Below are 21,314 nucleotides of genomic sequence, written 5' to 3' on the forward strand. Positions count from 1 at the left end.
CAGTGAACTCGTCCGCTCGTCCAATCCGCGCATCCACGGTCCCCAAATCATCAGGGCACCAGTGAATCACGCTCCCAACAACCGCGCCAGTACTTCTTCAACAGCCTGCTAAGTCAAAGCGCCCATGCACAAGGATAGCATCGGGCATACGGGGATCATGCAACTCGACATTGACGAAGAATCCGCGAGACCTGGCTAATAGGCGATCATGGTCGCCACTGATACGGGCGATCATCCCGTCACATGCAGGGAAAACTGCACTCGTCATGCCCAACCAAGCCAAGCTTTTGCATACGGATAGTCAGTGCGGATCAAAAGGCGACAGCGTACGATCTTGATGGATTTTGCACTCCGAGCAGACCGGTCTGCATCGACTACGCGGGTGCAAGGAGTGGAGCGTCTGTCACTCATAACGGGAGGGATGGATCTGTCCTTCGGTGCTGCTATTTCTGATCATTGTATTAGCGTTGGCCAATTCGCTCGCTGAAGCCTGAACATTGGAAACCGCTGAAGGTTGCAGCTTGAGGGTCTCATCGTCGCGGCACCTTCCGCGGCTGCCTTGCTTAACGAACCTGAAGGCTGTGTAGCCTGAGCAAGTTGCCGCTCACCAAAGTTTCCTGTCCGCAAGTGAGATCGCCGCTTCTACCTCATCGGAGCTGTCTACCACTCCAGTGCGTTGGTGGATGTATAATTTTGTAAAATTCAGCTCCAGCCGACGCGTTTTCGAATGACAGTTTGCAGCGAAATTTGGCTGACGTACCAAAATCGAGTCCGTGGCCGCCTCAGGCGAGCGTTCCATGCCGTAGCGCCCAACCGACAGACGGCAGCAAACCGAAGTCCGTGTTTGCCGAATTTCGGCTGGGATTTGGAAGCAAATCAATATCGCCGAGACCGCATGAGCTGCGGAATGGCAACGGCCTTCGTCGACCAGCCCTGGGTACCTTCCGGCCGGGTGCGAGCGTCCAGCAATTGGCCGATTCCACTTGTCGGGCCGAACCAGATCCGTATGGCTGACGCCAAGTGCCAATGCCAGCTCGTAGATCGTGACGATGGTCGCATTCCGGCGTCCCTTGTCCAGTCCGCTGATATACTGCTGACTGAAGCCGGAATCTCAGCGAGCTGCTCCTGCGTCCGACGCTTCTTCTGCCTGATCTCACCACGTTCCGTCGGACCAATTGGCGCATGTCCATGCGCCCGAGGTCTGCCATAGTCCGTCTCGTTGGCGCGTTGCCTCTCAAGCAAAACGAGGAATGGGCCGTGCAGCGGGCCGCTACTGACACTGGAAACCATCAGCCAGATGAGCGATGATCCCCGCTGATCAGCCTGACACTGGAATCCAAACATCTAGTGTTCGAGCCTCGGGACTTGCCGCAGAAATGCCGACTGGCTCCTCAGCGCGCAAGCACCCATTATGACCGGAGCTTTGACAAAATCTCGCATGGATCGGCGCCGAGCGCAGCTGTCACGTCGAGAAACTCAACGACGTCGAGCCGCCGCTCTCCACCTTCGTACTTGGCGACAAATGATTGAGGACGGCCAAGCTTTTCAGCGATCTGCGCCTGGGTCAAGCCCTGAGCTTTGCGGAGCGTAACTAGCTGATCCAGGAACTGCTGGTGACGTGGTGACCGAAGAGATTTGGGCATGTTGGCAAACCGGTCGTGAAAGGACCGGTCGACCCAGTAATCACGGTTTCCATTTATCCCATTTTCGGATATTCTGTTTCGACGAACGGATGACCATCGGCCAATGCAAACTGGTAAGCCTCTTACCCCTAAACTGTCGGACGAAGTGCCTTGGTCGGAAAGCCTGACGGCTTACGACAAGGCGCATTTCACGATCTATATGCGCTTCCTCGATGCCGCCGCCGACGAGGCCAGCTACGAGGAGATGGCGCGGCTAATCCTCGGCATCGATCCGCAGCGCGAACCGATGCGCGCCCGCAATGCCGCGCGCAGCCACCTGGATCGCGCGAACTGGATGGTGACCACCGGCTACAAGAAACTGTTCGCCGGCTGACGGGAGCGCGCTTCAAGACCTTCCGGGCGGATGTCTAGCCGAGGAAGTCGGCATAGCCGCCGTTCATGAAGACATGACCGCGGCGAACGGCGCGGCGGATGCGCGCAGATGATCGCCGGGGTCGACCCAGTCGGCGCGCACCTGCGGCTCGCCGAGCAGTGCCGCGGCAATGTCGCTGTATGAGGCTTGCGTAAGCGAGCCGTCAAGCGCCCGCAGCACGAAGCGCAGACGCCGGCCGCGCTCTTCGGGCGGGAACAATCTCGGCGGCAAGCCGACCTGCATAAGCAGACTTTCGAGGCATCCGAGAGGTTAAAGGCGCTGCCTCGCCTGCCCGGCCGGCCAGATCGCGTCGGTACGCAGCAGGACGGGACCGACAAGGTCCGCCCCCGAAACGGCAAGCTGCAGCTGCCGGCCGGCATGTTGCAGCAAAAGGTGCTGAGAGCTGTCGGCAAGCATCAACACGCTCGCGCGGCATGGCAGCCTGGCCGGATCGAAGGCCGGCATCGCCGGCGGTGCCCGGCGGCGGTTCGGCAATGACCGGCAAGACATGCGGGCACCGGCGCGGACATCAGAACACCGCCGCATCCTGGTACAGGGAGCTGGCGAAACACAAGCGCCCACCGCGACAGGTCGGCGGCAGAGGCGATGACGTCGAGCGCTGGGCCGGCTTGCAGTTGCCTGACCTGCGGCTAGGCGCGGGCGAGGTCATGCTGGAAGGCCGAGTTGCGCCGCAGGAACTCCCAGGCCCAGCTACGACGCGTCAGGTGCAGGGTGTAGTCGCAGGAGCGTTCGTCGCGCCAGGTCGGCCAGCCGACGGTGCCATGGGTCAGCCTCAAGATCCGTCTCTGCCGGAAGCTCGGAGATCAGGCATTGTCCGAGCCCGCACTGGCGCCCACAGCACCGGTCCGGCGAGACCGCCGTTGCGGCGGACGGCATCGAGGCTGTTCCCTGCAAAGCCTGGAAAGCGGAACGCACCTCATGCCCCTCCAAGCTTTGCCGCAATCGCGACCGCAGGACCCGCTCCGACGCGACATCGGGGCCTGGCGCGATAGAGTCGATGTTTCTTGGTCCAGGTCCTTTTCGGGCAAGGGTCTTCATGCCTTTTTCTGGCAGGCTGGCGGAAAGTCTTTAGCCTCGGTTGGGTATTTTTGTTCCGCTTGTCACAATCCTCGCGGTCACCGGCTGGTAGAATGACACTCACGAGGCTGGACGACCAGCAATGAGTTTCGTGCAGCTCGGCGCGATAGAAAGCCGGGCGTAGCGTTCAAGCGCTGACGCCGTGACAAGTGACCAACAGAAAACAGTTCTCCAGAGGAAATGCACAGACTTGGCGATCGGGAGGGATCGACGGACTGAACGAGGACGAGGACAAATGGTGCGGCCTGGAGAACACTCCGCGATTGTACGCGTGCAAAAATGGCGGGCAGGTACTGGCATAGTGCCACCGCTGCGGTGTTTTCGCGGTGGCAAATTCGATCTTCGAACGCCGCCAGGCGAACTGCACAGCAGATGAGAGCCTGCTCGAAGCGTGAGCTGTTTGGGATCGCAATTGCATGCCTGCCTTGCGGGAGCACGTTTCAGTATGCGTCGCTGGGGAATTCTGGCCCTGCTCTCCACCTGTCTTAACGGCGTCTCGCGTTCCGGTGCGGCGTACACGGGCAATACGCTCCTGCTGAGGAACTGCTTCCATATATATTGAGGGACAGAAATCAGCCCCCTCACCGACCTCCTTCCGTCCTGCGTGCACACACCTCAGCAGAGGTTGACGATGAAAAAGTGGACGTCCGGCGGGCCTCCTGGCCGGCCCCGACGCATAGCCGATCGCGGCGGGAAAGCTGTTGAACGACCGCGTCGTGCCGTTCTTCTGATGAGCATGGCATGCCACTGAGCCGAATGCTGACCGGCCGACGGGCTCGGCAGAAGACGCGTCAGCTTCTCGAAAGTTAAGCTCCCTAGCATTCGAACTTGGTCTCCAGTTGCGGATGTCTCAACTGGTGAAGGACCCAGGTACTCGCCAGACGGATCGGTACGAGATCGTTGTTCCCGTAACAGAAGGAGAGCTTCATGGATTCCACTCGGATAAACGGCACCGGATCGCTGCCCTCCCCGCCGGGGTACGTCGACAGACACGATGATGATCTATTTAGGCAAGCTTTGAACCAAGCCAGGTCATCGACTGTCGCACTTGTCTCGGCAAGCGCTCCGATCTGGAGGTCGAGCGCGCCATACGAGGACTTTTCACATGGCGTGGAACAATGATATCTGGGGGGAAAGGGCGCTGGGCCTCAGACAATTTCGGTGTATGCAGACAACCAGTGGAGCGTGTGGTCGAACCAGCCTAATACTGGAGGTATCAAGAGCTATCCCCACCAGGCTTTCAATGTCGGGAAACCGCTCAGTTCGATTAAAACTCTGACTGGGAGCTTCAATCAGGATGTTCCTTCCGGCGGCGCCTGGGACACCGCCTACGACATCTGGGACAGCTCACATCAAAACGAGATAACGCTCTGAACGAACCACACCGGAAATCCAGACGGTAGCGGCAATGTTAAGCCTATCTCAAGTCAATATGACCCATCCGGTGCGGCGATTCCGGTCTACCCCAATGTCAATGTAGGCGGGGCGAATTGGAACGTGTTTGAAGGCTCCAATGGCCAAAGAGTGATCTCGCTGGTGCGCACTTCGAAGACCGACAGCGGGACGGTGGATATCAAGGATGTCCTGGATTGGCTCAAGTCTAAGCTTACTTTGGCGACATGAATGTCGGCAGCGTTCAATACGGTGTCGAGATTACCGGGTCTCCCGGGGAGCAAACTTCAACTTCAAGAACTACTCCGTGACTTCCACGTGATACATGTACGGGCCGCGGATCGCCTGAAAGGGATGTCGGCCAAGTATGTCGGCCGTCCCATCGCCTTTACGATCGAAAAAGGACGTCCTGATCGAAGGCTATGACTGCCTGGCATCATGGATCGCCGTGACCGATGTCGATCGCCGTCAACGCCTTCAACTCACTCGTTTGCGCAATTGCTGGCCACGGGCGACTACCATGCGCCAGGCTTCATCAGCGTCTTTTTGGGGACGGGTGCAGTTCAGATCCAGGCATCGCACCCTGAGGTCGACCTGCCAGACACCGACCTCGTCAATTTGAACTTCAGGGACATACTTTTTGGGTGCGCCGACCGGAGTTGCTGGCGCGCCGCCCAGACAAGGACTTTGTCCATGTGTGGAAAAAACGTCGTGGTGCTTGACGATCATCCAGGACAAAGCAAAAACACTCATCGTAGCTTAGAGGCAGCGATCTCCATGCAATTTGCGAGCGACTCAGCCGAGCTGTTCCGGCACCTGAATGCAGACAAAGCTACGCTTTACCGCTGCATCATGGACGTCTTCGCCGCAGCGAAACGGCAATATCGCCTTCAATTGAGACCAGACGAGGTGCTCGCGGAAGGCCGATGGCCGAACGGATCGCCACGCATCGAGGAAATAAACGCCGCCCTCGCCCAGTTGGCGGAATGGGGCAATCTGGAATCGCACCCGGACACCGCGCGCGTGTCCAGTCTCAGCGATTTTTATCGCGCGCGGTTTCTCTACCGTCTGTCGCAGGGCGGTGAGGCGGTGGAATCGGCATTGGCGGTCTTCGTGCAGACGTTGCAGCGACGTGCCGAATTGCAGACGGTGGCGCTCGAAGACATAGCGAGCCGGCTGCTGGCGCTTGAAGCTCTGGCCGCCGAATCCGAGCCGGACGTGGCCAAGATCCATGAGACGCTGCGGGATCTGGTACGCGTGTTCGAGGGTCTAGCCGAAAACGCGCAGGCATTCATGGCCGGCGTCGCCCGCAGCATCGAGTTGCAGCAAGCTGAGGCGAGCGCGGTCGCAAACTACAAGAAGCGGCTGATCGATTACCTGGAGCGCTTCATGGGCGATCTGGTGCGCCGCTCCGACACCATCGCCCGCCTCATCCTCGCCTTGGAGCCAAGGGTGGACGCCCTGTTGGGTCAGGTGGCAGAGCGCGAATCGCGCGACGCCGCTCCTGGCAGTGCGCAGGATCAGGCCAATGCGCAAGACCTTTACCTGCAAGGCTGGCGGGAACGCTGGAAAGGACTACGCGGCTGGTTTCTCAGCACTGGCCACGAGCTGCCGCAAGCCGAATTGCTGCGAGCGCGAGCGCGCTCGGCAATCCCGCAACTGCTGGGGGCGATTGCTGCCCTCAATGAGCGGCGCAGCGGCCGCAGCGATCGCTCGGCCGACTTCCGCATGCTCGCTGGCTGGTTCGCCGCTTGCACTAATGATGGCGAGGCGCACCGTCTCGCGCGCGCCGCCTTCGCGCTCAATTCGGCACGGCATTTCTCGCTGAACGCCGATGCGGACGCTGCACTTCCGGCCAGTACCTCTTGGGCTGACGCCAAGCCGCTCAGAATCCACCCGCGCTTGCGCGAATACGGGGAGGCCGCGCCGCGCGGACCGTTGCCGCGGGTGCGCGACCGCGCCGAGGATCGCGCTTTCCTGGCGCTCCAGATCGCGGAGGAATCGCTGCAGGTCGAGGCGGCACGCAAGCGCCTCGCCACCGGCCAAACGGCGCGCCTTTCCGAGTTGGGTGAACTCGACACTCCTTCCTTTGGCCTTTTCTTGGGGCTACTCGGAGAAGCGCTGAGCGAACAGGCCGGGCCGGAGATGGCCGTGGAACGGCAGACCGGAGACGGCTTGCTACACATTCACCTGAAGCCGCTTGCGGCCGACAGCTATGCCCGCATCGATACGCCGCGAGGCGTGTTCGCCGGGCGCGACCACATTATCACCATCACGCCCCTGCGAGGAGCCTTGTGAAAGCGGTTCGCGACAATCGTGGGGATGGCCGCAGCATCAGTCTGCAGCAGCAGCGTTTCCAGCGCGAGGAGTTTCGTGCCTGCCTGCGCGCGCTGCTGATGACGCCGTTGATGAGCCCGGCACATGACGATTTCGCCGCCGTGCGCCGTCAGGCCGAAGCTTTGCGGGAATGGTTTTCGCGCGAGACGGGCTGGCCGCTGCAGGTCGAGCGCGAGGGCGCGCGCCTCTTCAAGTATCCCGGAACCGTGAGCGACGCCACGCGCGGCCTGCCCGGCTATGATCGTCGCCGCTACGTGCTACTGTGCCTTGCCTGCGCTGCGCTTGAGCGTGCCGACCCGCAAATCACGCTGCGCCTGCTGGGCGAGAGGCTGCTGGAGCTCGCCGCCGAGCCGGGGCTCGACTTCACCTTCACGCTCGAGGCCCAGCATGAGCGGCGCGAACTCGTATGGGTATGCCGCACCCTGCTGGGGCTGGGAGTGCTTCATCGTGTGGCCGGCGACGAGGAAACATTCGTACAAGCCCGAGGCGAGCAGGCCGATGCGCTCTATGACGTGCAGCGCCGTATGCTCGCCGGTATGCTTGCAGCCGTGCGCGGCCCGTCGACGTGGATACCGCAAGAGGCCCCGGCTACGCTCGAGGAACGGCTGCGTGCGCTGGTGGACGGGCATGTAGCGGACAGCGAGGAAGGCCGCCGCACGGCTCTGCGCCACCAGCTTGCGCGCCGACTTCTCGACGATCCGGTAGTCTATATCGAGACCTTGGATCCAGAAGTCCGAGCCTATTTCCTCAATCAGCGCGGAACCATGGCCGCCCGCCTCGGCGACGCCGCTGGCCTCGTTGCCGAGCAGCGCGCCGAGGGGCTGGCGCTGGTCGATGAGACGGGATTTTTGACCGACGTTGCCATGCCCGCCGAAGGCACGGACGCGCATGTGACGTTGCTTGTCGCCGAGCATCTGGCCGCAGGCCAACGGCAGCGAAAATCGAATGGCGCCGAGCTAGCGCCGGTACCCGTCCGGGGCTTCCGCGAACACGATATTGCCGATTTCCTGCGCGAAGCCAGAACACGCTACGGTCGCTACTGGCGCAAGTCGGCACGCGAGCCAGGCGCCGAACGCGAGCTCGCCGCCATCGCAATCGAACGACTGGAAAAGCTACAGCTCGCATTGTTGAAAGACGGCACCGTCTATCCGCTCCCTGCGCTCGCCCGCTTCGCGTTGGGCGAGGCGCAAATCCGCGAAACCCGCGACGTGCCGGCCGTTGCCGTCGGTCCCCTCTTCGGATTGACATGAACGACCGCCTTGTCCTGATCGCCGCGCAGCCGGGGAAGCCCGTTTTGCCGGTGCCGACACGGGAACGCTGGCAGCCCCTGCGCCTCGGCCTGGTGGAGCTGTTTCACTACGACAGCGAGGAATTCTGGTTCCGCGACGGCCATCTGCTGCTGCGCGGCAACAACGGCACCGGCAAGTCCAAAGTGCTGTCGCTGACGCTGCCGCTGCTTCTCGATGCGCAGCTCAAGCCCTCGCGCATCGAGCCCGACGGGGACGGTGGCAAGAAGATGGCCTGGAACCTGCTGATGAACAGCTACGACCGGCGCATCGGCTATGCGTGGATCGAGTTCGGCCGCATCGCCGAAGACGGTGCGCCGCGCTATCTGTCGCTCGGCGTCGGCCTGTCAGCGACGGCTGCCCGTCCGCAGGTCGACAGCTGGTTCTTCTTGATCGAGGACGCGGACGATGCGCCGCGCATCAGCCAGGATTTGTGGCTGACGAGCGCCCAACGGGTGGTGCTGACCAGGGAACGTCTGCGCGATGCCCTCGAAGGTCGCGGCCAGCTGTTCGACACCGCCGCCAGCTACCGCCGTGCCGTCGACGAGCGCCTTTTCCATCTGGGCACCAGGCGCTACGACGCGTTGATGGATACTCTGATCCAGCTTCGCCAGCCGCAACTCTCCAGAAAGCCCGACGAAACCGCCCTTTCGAACGCCTTGACCGAGGCTCTGCCGCCGCTCGCGCCCGAACTGCTCGGCGACGTCGCCGAGGCGCTGGGCCAGTTGGAGGAGGACCGCCGTCAGCTCGAGGAGTATCAAGCGCTGGCCAGGGCTGTCGGCCGCTTCGAAGAGCGCTATCGCGCCTATGCCGGCACGCAGACCCGCCGACAGGCGCGGTTGCTGCGCCAGGCGCAGACGGAGTTCGACAATGCCAGCCGCGCGCGCGGTGAAGCCCAGGCCCGTTTCGATGAAGCACGAGCGCAGGAAGCGCTTGCCCGAACCGCCCACCAGGATGCCGAGATCGATCTCGCGCGCGGGCGCGCGCGGCTCGATACATTACGCTCCGACCCCACGATGCAGGATGCCAACCGCCTCGAAGGCGCGCAGAAGGAGGCTGCGGCGCGCCAGCAAGCAATGCGCAAGGCAGCCGAGGCGCTCGAGGAGGCGACCCGGCGACTAGGGCTCAGCACCGAGGAAACGGAACGCGCGGCCCGGCGCATGGAACAGGCGGAAAGTGTTTTGACTGATCTGCGCCGGCAAAGCGCGGCCCACGCAGATGCGACCGGCATTGCCGCCCAGCATGGCGCAAGCCCGCTTGCCGTATCCCAAGCGCCCGAACTGGTCGAACTGACGCGGCAGGCCTTCGACAAGGCATGCGCCGGACTTCGCAGCCTTGTTGACAGCCGGCGCGAGCAGATTGCCGTGCTGCGCCGCCGCCAGGCCGAAGTCGCACAGGCCGAGGCGATCTATGCGCGCCGGCGTGAAATCCAGGACGAACGGCGACTCGAGGCCGAAGAAGCCGCCGGGCGCCGCACACAAGCCGATGCCGAGGTCGAACGAGAAGGCCGGAGCCTGGTTGAAAGTTGGGATGGCCATTTCATCGGGTTGAAGCAATTGCATGTCGACCCCGACGACAGGTTCTCGGCCCTGGCTGCCCTAGCGGAATGGGCGGTAGCGTTGCAGGGCGATGATCCTGCCCGGCACCTCCTGCAATCGGCGCATCAACATGCCAGCCATGCGCTCACACAGCGTCGCGTGGAGATCGATAACCAGTGTCAGGCACTGGCGAGCGAAAACGAAAGGCTTAGCGAAGAAGGCGAGCGTTTGGAGGCTGGTGCAGATATTGCGCCGCCCCTGCCCTACACGCGCAGTACATCCGTCCGGGAAAACCGTCAGGGTGCGCCATTGTGGCAGGTGGTGGACTTTCGCGATAAGACGACGGCTACACAGCGCGCGGGTCTCGAAGCGGCGCTCGAAGCGGCCGGGCTGCTCGATGCCTGGATATCGCCGGACGGCCGCCTTCAGGCTGGCGACGACGGCAGGCCGCTGCTCGACGTGCAAGTGCTTGAGCGGCAAAACCGTTCACAGTCACTTGCCGACTGGCTGCATGTCACCGTGCCGGCCGGCTGCGATATGCCGGATGACGTCGTCGGGCGAGTGCTGTCCGGCATCGCCTGCGCGGATGACGATCCCGTCGACAGCGAGGCCTGGATTGCTCCGGACGGCCGTTTTCGCCTCGGCAGCCTATGCGGCGCCTGGGGCAAGCCGGTGGCGGTCTTTATCGGACATGTCGCCCGCGCCACAGCCCGGATGCGTCGGCTGGCCGAGATTTCGGAGCGCCTCGCGGAGCTTTCAGCCGAACTGGCCGCCGCGCAAGCCATGGCCGCACAGCTCGCGCTGGATCGTGAACAGGCCGATGAAGAATTGCGCCGGGCGCCCGCCGACGAGGCACTTCGCAGCGTTCACCTGGCGGCCGCCGCCTCGACCCGCCAAGCCCGGCTTGCCGGCGAACGGCTCGCTGATGCCGACATGAAGTGCCTCGTTGCCGAAAAGGCGCTCGAGGCCGTTCGTGAACAGCTCGCGGCTGACGCCGCGGACCTGCACCTACCGGAATCGCCCGACGCATTGCGCATTCTCGAGACAGCGCTGCAGCACTATCGCGATGCGCAGGTCCGGCTCGAGCAAGCCGTCCACGAGCTGCGTCTGGCTATGCCGGAATGGCAGCGCCAGCGGATCCGCGAGGACGAGGCGCGCGGCGACATGCGGCAGCGTGAAGAGGACCTCGCGGCTGCCCGCATTGAAGCAGAAGACGCGTTCGCCCGGTTCGACGTGTTGCGGGACGCGGTTGGCGCCAAAGTCGAGGAATTGCAGCGGCAGTTATCCGATGCCCGTATTGCGGTCGAATCGGGCGAAACCGCGTCGAAGTTAGCCAACGAGGTGCTGCGCGACAAGGGCGAGGCGCGAGCAGTCGCTAGCCAGCAGGTCGAGACGGCAAACGTCAATCTTCTGCAGCGCGGCGAAGCGCGCGCCCAGGCAATATTGAAACTTCAGCAATTCGCGGACACCGGTCTATTGTCAGCCGCGCTGCCGGACATCGATCTGCCCGACATGGATGGCCTGTGGACAATCGACCCCGCCCTGACGCTGGCTCGGCGGGCGGAACAGGGACTGTCCGGTCTCAAGGACGACGACGAGGCATGGGCACGCGTACAGCGCCAGATATCGGAAGAACTCACCGAATTGCAGCGCGCACTTGGCGCGCTCGGCCACCAGGTCCAGGCCGACCAGAACGACTGGGGCTTCAGCGTGAACATCATCTATCAGAATCGGCGCGAACGGCCGGACCGCCTCGCCATGCGGCTCGCCGAAGAGATTGCCCAGCGCAGCGAACTGCTTACTGCCAATGAGCGGGCCGTTTTAGAGAACCATCTGCAGGCCGAGATCGCGTCGGAAATCCAGCGCCTTCTGCAGGCCGCCGAACGGCAAGTCGACGCCATTAACCGGGAACTGCACAAGCGTCCCACCTCCACCGGCGTGCGCTACCGCCTAGTGTGGCAGCCGCTGGCCGAGGAGGAAGGCGCCCCTATTGGCCTGGACCTGGCGCGCAAGCGCCTGCTCAACACCAGCTCCGATCTCTGGTCGGTGGACGACCGCAGCGTCGTGGGCGCCATGCTGCAGCAACGCATCTCCGCCGAGCGGGAGCGCGCCGATTCGATCGACGCAAGAGATGCCGGCGGCACCCTGCTCGATCAGCTCGCCCGCGCACTCGACTATCGCCACTGGCATCGCTTCCGCGTCGAACGCTGGCAGGAGGGGGGTTGGGGCAAGCTTTCCGGCCCCGCGTCGAGCGGCGAGCGGGCGCTCGGCCTCACGGTGCCGCTGTTCGCCGCGGTCGCCAGCTTCTATAGTCAGGGCAGCTATGCGCTCGCCCCACGGCTGATGCTGCTCGACGAAGCGTTTGCCGGCATCGATGACACCGCGCGTGCGCACTGCATGGGACTGATCCGCGAGTTCGACCTCGACTTTGTCATCACCAGCGAGCGCGAGTGGGCATGTTATGCCGAGCTGCCCGGCGTCGCCATATGTCAATTGCAGCGACGCGAAGGGATCGATGCCGTATTCGTCTCGCGGTGGACCTGGGACGGACGAGACAAGACGCTTCAGGCCGATCCCGATCGCCGATTTGCGCCGGCATGAGCGGCCAGCCCGACGTCCCCCTTCAACGCCTGCTCGGCGGCGATCACCTCGCTTCGCTGCGCAGGCGATTGCGCCAACGCTTCGAGCGCGCGCCGCTCGAGACCATTGATCACATTCGCATTGACGAACTCGGCGTCGAGGAACACGCGGCGCTGGCCGGCCTGCTCGGGCGCGCGCCGCGCCACTCGAAATCCTTGCGCATCGACGTTCACGCCGTCGATGCCGCTTTGCAACACGCTGGTATCGCCAGTTCCTTGCGCGATGCTCTGGAAAAACTCGACGGTCCCATCATTCATCTCGCCGGAACCCGCCTGCGGACGCAGACGCTTTGGACGAGCGTGATCGAAGGCTGCGGCGATTCGCGCCTGGCCAGCTTGCTGCGGAACCCGACGGGCATCGGCCTCATCAAGCGGCTCGCCCGACAGGATCCGGAAGCGGCAGCGCAGCTGTGCCGCCGAGCCGAAGAGGTACTGCGGCGTCTGCCCGCTGACGGCATCACGCGCTCGCAACTCGCCGCCGACGTGTTGGGCGACGCCCATGCGCTCGACAATGGCCGGGGGACGGCGGCGCTTGTGCTGGCAGTCTGGCGTCAGGGCACCTCGCCCATTGCGGACGAGGGCAGCGAAACACTGACCGAACCGAAAGACGATCCCGATGCGCAACTGGCCGGGGGTGGGCAGCGGGCCCGCGACATCTGGGCAAGGGCGGGCGTTCTGGTCAACGAACTGGCTCGTCCGGCCCTGTTCCTTAACCTGCCGGTGCGCGAGGCCGAAAGCGACCGCTGGCTTCCGGGAGAGCCGGCCTATGCATCGCTGCGGTTGTTGTTGCGCTTGCCGCCTCTATGGAATGTGGCGGATCGCAAGATCCATGTCTGCGAAAATCCAAACCTGCTCGCTATCGCGGCCGATAGCCTGGGCGCCGGCTGCGCGCCCCTGGTCTGCACCGACGGCATGCCAGCGGCCGCGCAACGAAGTCTCCTGTCCCAGCTGGCGCACGCCGGGGCGAGGCTCTGCTATCATGGCGATTTCGACTGGCCGGGATTGCGCATCGGCAACTTCGTCATGCGCGACCACGGCGCCGAGCCGTGGCGCTTTGGCGCCATCGACTACCTCGCCGCCGTGCGGACGCAATCTAACATGACCCACCCACTTGGAGGGAAAGCGGTCGAGGCGTGCTGGGATGGGGCGCTGACGGCCGCAATGGAAGGCCATCGCGTAGCGATCGCGGAAGAGGCCGTGGCCGAGTCCTTATTGGAGGATCTTGATATTGCAAGATCTCGATGATCGATAGGGTAGCCAGCGCATGCTCGCCGCGAGCGCGGGCGAGTACGACATACTTCAGCTGTCGAGAATGGCGCTGCGGCGCGAAAGGGCGGTGATGCTTTCCTGGAGAAGGCTGCGAGGATGAACGCGCCACACTTGGCACGTCGATTGGCGCTGCGAAACTCTCTTGACCAGGGCTCGTCCTCGTCCGGCTCGCTGTAGCCAGGAGGTATTGGATGTGAAATCGGCCTTTATTCGGCTGCTCTTTTACGAGAGCCGTTGTAAACGTTGCGCGTTCAAGCTAGTCACCTGGAACCAAAGTAAGCTTCATTTTGTTCGGCTTCTGTCGCAAGAGCAGGAGTTTGATCGATGGTTGGCAGGCAGGCGGAGGTCGTCGTTCTGAGCGACGCGGATAGAGGTTTTCTCGAATCTCAGGTGCGCCGGCATAAAGCGCCACGCTCCTTGTCGGATCGATGCCGGATGATCCTTTTGTGCGCGCAGGGTTTGCAAAGCAAGGACGTTGCTGAACGCCTGGGTGTTCACGAGCACACAGTTGGCAAGTGGCGCCGCCGGTTCGTACAGGATGGTATTGAAGGGCTGACAGATGAATATCGTGCGGGTCGACCGCGAACTGTCTCCGATACCCAGGTTGCCCAGGTCGTCGAGCGTACGTTGAACACCACTCCTAAGGATGCCACGCACTGGTCCATCCGTTCGATGGCAGCCGACAGCGGCCTTTCGCATACCACCATCCGTCGGATCTGGACCGCGTTTGGCCTGCAGCCGCATCGTGCCGAGACATTCAAGCTTTCCTCTGATCCGCTCTTTGTCGACAAGGTGCAGGACATCGTCGGTCTTTACATGTCGCCTCCGGACCGGGCGGTCGTGCTTTGCGTGGATGAGAAGTCGCAAATCCAGGCCTTGGATCGCGAGCAGCCTGTGCTGCCCATGGCGCCGGGCGTCGCCGAACGGCGCACCCATACCTATGTCCGCAACGGCACGACATCGCTGTTTGCCGCGCTAGATGTTGCCACCGGGGCGGTGATCGGTCAGTGCTACAAGCGTCACCGGGCCACCGAATTCCTCGATTTCCTGAAGCGGATCGACGCCGAAATGCCCGATGGGCCGGACGTGCATCTGGTGATGGACAACTATGCGACCCACAAGACGCCGAGGATCAAGGCCTGGCTCGCGCGCCGCCCACACTGGCATGTTCACTTCACGCCAACGTCGGCATCCTGGATCAATCAGGTCGAGCGGTGGTTCGCCGAACTGACGCGAAAGCAGTTGCAGCGCGCCGTACACCGTTCCACCGCAGAACTGGAGGCCGACATCGACGCATTCATCGAAACCCACAACGAAAACCCAACCCCATACAAGTGGGTCAAATCCGCCGACCAGATCCTCGCATCGGTCAAGCGTTTCTGCCAGAAGACAATGAACCGAACTTCAGATTCAGGTGACTAGCTGTGACCTTAGCTTTCGAACAAAGCGTGAACAACTGCCAGAGTTGATGGCGCCGCAAAAGGGGCCACCTGAGGATCACACGTTACACTCTTGAACCTGATTGCGATTTGGCCGAGGCTTTATGAGCAGGAGAGAGAGGCGACAATGCATCTAGCGCGCAAAGAAAATTTCGGCCCGGCGGTCTCGCCAATTTCGCCGCGTCTCGAACTAGGTGCTTACGAGGCCCTCTGGCTTCGAAAGGGTGCAACCTTTAAGACGATAGCGGACAAGTTCGCTGGTGATCCGTCGGCGCTGCCTTCTGACTTTGTCAGCGTGGCCGAGGCGAACGATTGCGCTCGCCTGGTGTTTGCCGAGACGGTGAAGAAAGGTGTGGCTCCTTTTGGCGTGCGTATCCATCACGCTGGCGACTATCCGCAAAAGCTGCGTGACGCCAAATATCCCATCGAACTGCTTTATTTTCAAGGAGTATGGGAGCTGACGGAAACGCGCTGCATTGCCATTGTCGGTGCTCGAGACGCCACCGATGAAGGAAAACAGCGCGCCAAGCAATTGGCGCGTGACCTGACGGCTCGCAAGCGCCCGGATGGGAAGGACGATTTCACTATTGTCTCTGGCCTGGCTGCTGGTATCGACCGTGTCGCTCACGAGGCCGCCATCGCCAACGGAGGGCGCACTATTGCCGTGATCGGAACGCCGCTCGGCACCTACTATCCGAAAGAGAACGGCGATATGCAGGATCGTATCGCAAAGGAATTCTTGTTGATTTCGCAAATCCCATTCCTGCGATATGCGGCTCAAGCCGTCCCACAGAATCGGCTTTTCTTCCCGGAGCGCAACGTAACCATGAGCGCGCTGACCGAGGCGACGATTATTGTCGAGGCGAGCGACACATCAGGTACGCTTACGCAGGCACGCGCGGCCTTGTATCAAAAACGCAAGCTATTCATTCTTGACTCCTGCTTCCGGAAGGACCTGAGGTGGCCGCACGCCTACGAAGCGCAGGGTGCGATCCGGGTGCGTTCAATGGAGGACATCTGGAGCCATCTTGACTAAGGTCCTCTTTCGCCAAATGATGATAGCAATCGCGTCGATCATTCGAGACTGACGGCCGAAGACAACTGCCTTTTTCTATATGAGTTTACAGCCTTCGAGCACACCAACGGCCTTGGCTTCCGCTTTAGCGACACCAACCAACTGATCCAAAATCTGAAGAAGAAGCCGTCCGAGCGCCTCACGAAGGGCGGCTGGAAATACAAAGGTATCGCCATCCAGAAATGCGCGATCGCCCTACGCCAGGCGATTAACCCGGCCTGGTTGGCAACTGGAACTATCGTGCCCGTCCCCTCGTCAAAGGCGCGAAGTCATGCGGACTATGACGACCGCCTGACGCAGATCGCCAACTCGCTAAGCGTGCCGCCGCCCGACGTGCGGGAGATCGTTAGGCACAATCATTCACACCTGCCGCTCACGAGTCGAACGACCGCCCCACAGTCGAAGATCTACTTGCTTTCTATGAGATCGATGAGGCCGTGGCGAATAGCAAGCCGGTCACCTCAATCGCAATCTTCGACGACGTTCTGACCGCCGGCACGCATTACCGCGCGATGCAAACAAAACTTGCCGCACGTTTCAGCGGTGTCCCGATCTTTGGCATCTTCATCGCTCGACGAGCAATCCCGCCGTTCGACGCAGAGCAGTTCGCCAAACAGCTTAAAAGGCTGTTTGGCGAAATCGATGACGAGTAGCCAAAGGCGCTATGGGAACCTGACTTGTCAGCGGGCTTATTGCCTGCACCTGCTAGTGTGGCTCTCTACCGATGGTCATCCCCGCCCGTCGGGAGTCCACGGCGGAGAAATAGGCCGCGCCAGATGTGGGAATCGCGATCGACCTACCGCCTGTACGAAGCTTCGCTATCAAGTGCGCTTATTTCCGAGCCCTCGGCCAGGCTTCTGCCTGTTACGACACGCTGGCATGATGGCGCGGCCTTCCTCACCAACGATGGCAGGCTAAAAATGCCATGCCAACACGCGGCAGCACTGATGGTGCCGGTCTAGCCGCCGCCCTGCCGAGGCTCCAAGCCGATAGAGTCCGATTGGGCGGCGGTCGCGCTAACAGAGTCACGTGACGGAGGCTGATATGACAACAGCACCAAAGCTGAAGACGGTCTGCGTCAAGCGGCTGCGCGCGCAAGGGTCGCGTCTGATCCAGATTTGGGTGCCGGACGTTCGTTCTTCCTCTTTTCGCGCACAGGTCACATCGCCAGTCGGAGGCAGTTGCCGCAATTGATCACGCTCACGGGAATCAGGACTTCATCGACGCAGCGTCGGTTGGGACGAAAGAGGCGCAGCAAGATCAGGACGGTTTCGGCCCTAAGGATCATGCGGGCAAGCTGCTCCCGGCCGATATCATGCAGGACGATGGCTTTGATGCAACCGACTCGATGCAATCCGGCGTCTTAGACGACACCACCCTCGCCTTGCCGGCATTCTCGGTCAAGCGATCGCGGGTGCACGTAATATTCTTAACCCAGAGGTCATAGTGGTGGCCGGCGACTTCCCTCCAGCGGGCGAACTCTTTAGGCAAGCGCTTCGTGAAGCGATCTCACGCCACACGTTAATTCGCCTCGACGAATCGGAAATGGGTCCTACGACAGAGTTGTTGATGGCCAGCTTTGGTGGCGATGCCTCAGCGCTCGGGGTGGTGGGCGTAGCACTCCATCAGATTGGAAATCAAAACGCATTTCGGGGCGCCAGGAGCAACCTACCGGAGGCACAATAGGAACGGCGCGGAAAAAGGACCGCAAGACGCCCGCAGTTCGAACCCAGGCAGCGAGGAACGGCGCCCGGCACTGCGGGGCATCAGGCCTCAAGAACGAGGTCGGATAGTGGGACGGCCTGGCAAGCCAGACACATTCCCTCCTCCAATTCCGGTTCCTCGATCAGGTGCCGGACACGGCCCTGCAAGATTCTGACTGCACAGCTTTCACACTGCCCGACGCGGCAGCCACTAGGCAGTTTCTCGCCATTCCTTGCAGCAAAGTCCAAAAGCACACCTGAGTCCGGTTGCCATCGCAATGTTCGGCCAGATTGGGAAAAGCGGATGTCGCACGCAACGAACTCACTGGTCAGGGGCCTGTTCGGCGCGCGGAACCTTTCGCAAAATATCTCGAACTTGGGCACCTTGCGCGCTAACAGGTCCCTGGTGACCTCATCCATCATCTCATTGCCCGCGCACAGATAAAACCGCGGCCGGCGCAGGAGCAAGCTTTCAGGTATCTCGTCGACGGTGAACCTACCTCTTCGAGAATCTCCAACAGGCTCCGCGGGCCGGCTTAGATAATTCACGACATGGAGATTGCTCAGGCGGCGCGCATGATGGCAAAGACGTGCGTGGAAGGGCCGAAACCGGGCATCGCGGCAGGTATAGTAGAGGGTAACTTCGGGCTCGCCAGGGGCACCGGTCAGGCTTTCCAGGAATGACAGAAAAGGCGTTATGCCTATGCCTGCCGCGATCAAAACCACGGGGAATTCGTTGACGAGCGGCAAGATAAAGCGACCAGCCGGAGGCCTCAGAGAGATCACGTCACCCTCTTTGACGACGGATGTAACGTAGTCAGAAACTCGGCCGTCCAAGATTCGCCTGACCGCGATAGAGTAAGAATGCGGACTCTCGCTGCTGCCTCCGATCAAGGAATAGCAGCGCTCGTTGCCATCGAACCTGATTGCCACGTGCTGGCCAGGTTTGAACCCGGACAGGGGCAGTCCGTCGACAGGTTTGAACTCGAGGGAAACGATCTCGTTTGCTTCGGCTCGCCGGCCAACAACCTGGAAATCGCGCACCGCCCGATCGGAGGAACTCCGACCAAGCTGAATGCTGCAGGCAAGCGAGCGCATTGGCAGCGAGCCACTGATTGGGTCCCGATCACGCTCCGGCACCAGGGCGTTGCAATTTGCCCCTTCACCGTCTGCTTCTAAACCATATCCCGGCAAACCGAGATCCGGCGCCGACTGCCACCAGCCATAGTCGCCGACCACCACATCTGGGGCAAGGCCGTCATCCAGAGACGCCTTCAGAATGATCGATCCAATGCGCGTCGAAACGCGCACCAAGTCTCCCTGACCTATGCCGTAGGTTGCGGCCAGATCGGGATGCATTTCCGCCAGCGGCTCCGGCCGTTTCCGTCTCAGGGACGACATGCCGCGGTCCTGGCTGTGGCGGAAGTAGCCGCTGCTGGCAGCCATCAGCACCAGGGGAAAAGACTGATCACCGCTGCCAGGAGAGGGCACGAATTCGGGAACCGCACGATAGGCGTGACGCAACAATTTCTCCGAATAGAGTTCGGCCCGGCCCGTCTCGGTGGGGAACCCTTCCTCGCGGTACTTTTGGTAGTGTCGCGCGATCGGGACCCTCACCCCTTGCGGGTTCGCGCGCAGCGTCTCGAGGTCCAAATTGAGCGGGGCGAGCTGATATTTCCAGGCAGCTTCGATGTCTCCATCAAAGAAGAGCTCGCCCAATCCGAGCCGTTTCGCCAACTCGAAAACGATCCAGACGTCTGATCGGGTGTCTCCTTGACGGGGGACCATTTGTTGCCGCAGTTGAACGAGTTCCTGTGCTTCGAAGGATATTTCGAAGCCAATTCGAAGCGCCTCGTATTCCCAGGGCGTTGAGACGGGAAGCAGGATATCGGCATAATCCGAGGTTGGATTGTGGAACAAGTCGCAATGTGCATAGAAGTCCAGGTCTTCCAGCGCTTGCTTGCCGCGTCCCGGCGCGGGATGCGAGACAAGAAGATTGGTTCCGAATGTTACGAGCGCTTCTACTCCATAAGGTCGGTGATCGATAATGGCATCATAGAGGTCCGTGGAAGTGATCCAGCCATTAAGCGGCGGTCCTAGCGGCCGATTGGCCAATCCCAGCGCCTTGGCGCGCTGTTGTTCCGGCATCAAAGCCATGCTGTGCAGGACCGGCGTCGGCAGTGGAGTTATCTGGACATTCCCCCCCTCTACATCGAAGGATCCTGTAAGCGCGTAAAGCGTTGCAATCGCCCGCTCGGTTTGGGTGGCGTTTCGATGCTGTCCGGTGCCGGTCCAGGTGTGGTAACTGATTTTCTTCGCAGAGCCGAGCGCCTGCGCGAATGCCGCGAACCTGGTCGGTGCAACGCCAGTTAGTCGTTCCACCGTGTCCGGATCGAATGGCGCCACCGCATCGCGGTAGAGGTCAAAGGCTGTGCGGCACAAAACATTTCCGGTCTTCGTCGCGACGACATGGGACGCAGATAGTGCGACCGACTTCGATTTGAGCGCCGCTGGCAGCAATCCCTCGGTTTCCTCATCCCACACCAGGTAGTCTCGCTCACGTTGCGCCATGTCGTCGTGCAAGAGATCGCGCGGGCGCAGAAATTTGCCGTTGTCCGACCTGACAAGAAATGGAGCATTCGTCCAATCGCGTACGAAATCCCCATCGAACGCCGCGCGTTCAATAAGCTCTCTGGCGAGCCCCATGGCCAAAGCAGCGTCGGTCCCAGGCCGAACCCGCAACCAATGATCGGCTCGGCCGGCAAAGGGTGTGCGACGAGGGTCGATGACGGCGAGCTTCGCGCCCCGCGCCTGCGCGGCCGCGATAGCTTCCGCCTGGGCGAGCCAGACATTTGAAGGATTGTGTCCCCACAGCAGAATAAGCTCGGAATTGGAATAGTCGGCGGCGGGGATTCCTGATCCAAAAGTGAAGGCATGAGCGTAATCTTTGTGCCAGGTGCAAATCTCCGCCGCGTAGCACAGATTTGGACTGCCGAACCTGCGGATCAATCGCAGGATCCAGTCGGTGCTGTCCGACAACGGGGATGACGATCCTGAGGTTACCGCGAAAGCAACCGACTCCGGACCGCCTTTGGCAACATGGCCCTTCAACCGATCAGCGATCTCATCAAGTGCTTCGTCCCAAGAAATCTCCATCCACCGCGGATCTGGGTTGCTCTTCGGCGTCGTGCGCCGGAGCGGCGCCGTAAGACGCCTTGAATTGTGGACAACTTCCGGTGCCGATCGGCCCTTGAGGCACATCGCCTTTCCGGTCGGATGATCGGGATTTGGCACCACCTTTTTGAGCCAGCCGTCTTCGACGATATTGATGGTGCCACACCGTGACTTATACAGCGTACAAAAGCCGACTTTTTCTTCCATCATGGTAGCGGGTCTCCGAAGTGCGATCGTCGCTGGCAACAAGAGAGCAGGGCGAAACGCGGCTTCACGACTATCGCGTAGCGACCGACAGTCCGATCTTTT

The 21,314-nt window shown here is 61.5% G+C and carries 15 protein-coding genes; 10 read left to right on the plus strand and 5 right to left on the minus strand.

Features of this window, described 5'->3' with window-relative positions; translation table 11 throughout:
- Positions 1 to 1,409: 1,409 nt before the first annotated feature.
- Positions 1,410 to 1,643 (minus strand): helix-turn-helix domain-containing protein, encoded by a 234-nt coding sequence (locus tag RFM41_RS32815; protein WP_320253359.1) that lies wholly within the window; start codon positions 1,641 to 1,643, stop codon positions 1,410 to 1,412.
- 103 nt (positions 1,644 to 1,746) lie between these two features.
- On the opposite strand from RFM41_RS32815, the gene RFM41_RS32820 reads away from it, so the two are divergent.
- The gene (locus RFM41_RS32820; RefSeq protein WP_320215322.1) at positions 1,747 to 2,016 is read left to right on the plus strand and encodes a DNA -binding domain-containing protein; all 270 of its coding nucleotides are present in this window, start codon (positions 1,747 to 1,749) and stop codon (positions 2,014 to 2,016) included.
- A gap of 63 nt (positions 2,017 to 2,079) precedes the next feature.
- On the opposite strand, the gene RFM41_RS32825 is transcribed toward RFM41_RS32820, so the two are convergent.
- From RFM41_RS32825 to RFM41_RS32835, 3 genes are all read right to left on the minus strand, one after another.
- Positions 2,080 to 2,286 (minus strand): DNA -binding domain-containing protein, encoded by a 207-nt coding sequence (locus tag RFM41_RS32825; protein WP_320215323.1) that lies wholly within the window; start codon positions 2,284 to 2,286, stop codon positions 2,080 to 2,082.
- Positions 2,287 to 2,325: 39 nt separating this feature from the next.
- Complete coding sequence (locus RFM41_RS32830; RefSeq protein WP_320253358.1) at positions 2,326 to 2,472, minus strand: hypothetical protein; 147 nt, start codon at positions 2,470 to 2,472, stop codon at positions 2,326 to 2,328.
- Between the two features lie 233 nt (positions 2,473 to 2,705).
- A complete protein-coding gene (locus RFM41_RS32835; protein ID WP_320253357.1) occupies positions 2,706 to 2,852 on the minus strand; it encodes a transcriptional regulator domain-containing protein in 147 nt (48 codons plus the stop codon).
- Positions 2,853 to 4,983: 2,131 nt separating this feature from the next.
- Between RFM41_RS32835 and RFM41_RS32840 the strand changes: the two genes are divergently transcribed.
- The 9 genes from RFM41_RS32840 (at position 4,984) to RFM41_RS34295 (ending at position 17,814) form a co-directional block, all read left to right on the plus strand.
- Positions 4,984 to 6,843 carry a TIGR02677 family protein gene (locus tag RFM41_RS32840; protein ID WP_320253356.1) on the plus strand — a complete coding sequence of 620 codons (1,860 nt, stop codon included), beginning with the start codon at positions 4,984 to 4,986 and terminating at the stop codon, positions 6,841 to 6,843.
- Positions 6,840 to 8,132, plus strand: a complete 1,293-nt coding sequence (locus RFM41_RS32845) for a TIGR02678 family protein (RefSeq protein WP_320253355.1) — start codon at positions 6,840 to 6,842, stop codon at positions 8,130 to 8,132. Before RFM41_RS32840 ends, RFM41_RS32845 begins: the two co-directional genes overlap by 4 nt.
- Positions 8,129 to 12,307, plus strand: a complete 4,179-nt coding sequence (locus RFM41_RS32850) for a TIGR02680 family protein (RefSeq protein WP_320253354.1) — start codon at positions 8,129 to 8,131, stop codon at positions 12,305 to 12,307. Before RFM41_RS32845 ends, RFM41_RS32850 begins: the two co-directional genes overlap by 4 nt.
- The gene (locus tag RFM41_RS32855) at positions 12,304 to 13,590 is read left to right on the plus strand and encodes a TIGR02679 family protein (protein WP_320215330.1); all 1,287 of its coding nucleotides are present in this window, start codon (positions 12,304 to 12,306) and stop codon (positions 13,588 to 13,590) included. Before RFM41_RS32850 ends, RFM41_RS32855 begins: the two co-directional genes overlap by 4 nt.
- 348 nt (positions 13,591 to 13,938) lie before the next feature.
- Complete coding sequence (locus tag RFM41_RS32860) at positions 13,939 to 15,036, plus strand: IS630 family transposase (protein ID WP_320253353.1); 1,098 nt, start codon at positions 13,939 to 13,941, stop codon at positions 15,034 to 15,036.
- 90 nt (positions 15,037 to 15,126) lie between these two features.
- The gene (locus RFM41_RS32865; RefSeq protein ID WP_320253352.1) at positions 15,127 to 16,089 is read left to right on the plus strand and encodes a DNA-processing protein DprA; all 963 of its coding nucleotides are present in this window, start codon (positions 15,127 to 15,129) and stop codon (positions 16,087 to 16,089) included.
- Positions 16,090 to 16,565: 476 nt separating this feature from the next.
- On the plus strand, positions 16,566 to 16,781 hold the full coding sequence (locus RFM41_RS32870; RefSeq protein WP_320253351.1) for a hypothetical protein: 216 nt from the start codon (positions 16,566 to 16,568) through the stop codon (positions 16,779 to 16,781).
- Positions 16,782 to 17,172: 391 nt separating this feature from the next.
- On the plus strand, positions 17,173 to 17,322 hold the full coding sequence (locus RFM41_RS32875) for an antitoxin MazE-like protein (RefSeq protein WP_320319342.1): 150 nt from the start codon (positions 17,173 to 17,175) through the stop codon (positions 17,320 to 17,322).
- Between the two features lie 198 nt (positions 17,323 to 17,520).
- A complete protein-coding gene (locus RFM41_RS34295; RefSeq protein ID WP_430708744.1) occupies positions 17,521 to 17,814 on the plus strand; it encodes an ROK family protein in 294 nt (97 codons plus the stop codon).
- 80 nt (positions 17,815 to 17,894) lie between these two features.
- On the opposite strand, the gene RFM41_RS32880 is transcribed toward RFM41_RS34295, so the two are convergent.
- Positions 17,895 to 21,215, minus strand: a complete 3,321-nt coding sequence (locus RFM41_RS32880; protein ID WP_320253350.1) for a molybdopterin-dependent oxidoreductase — start codon at positions 21,213 to 21,215, stop codon at positions 17,895 to 17,897.
- Positions 21,216 to 21,314: the final 99 nt, after the last annotated feature.

The sequence above is a fragment of the Mesorhizobium vachelliae genome (genome assembly GCF_033977325.1).
GTDB classification, from domain to species: Bacteria; Pseudomonadota; Alphaproteobacteria; order Rhizobiales; family Rhizobiaceae; genus Mesorhizobium; species Mesorhizobium vachelliae.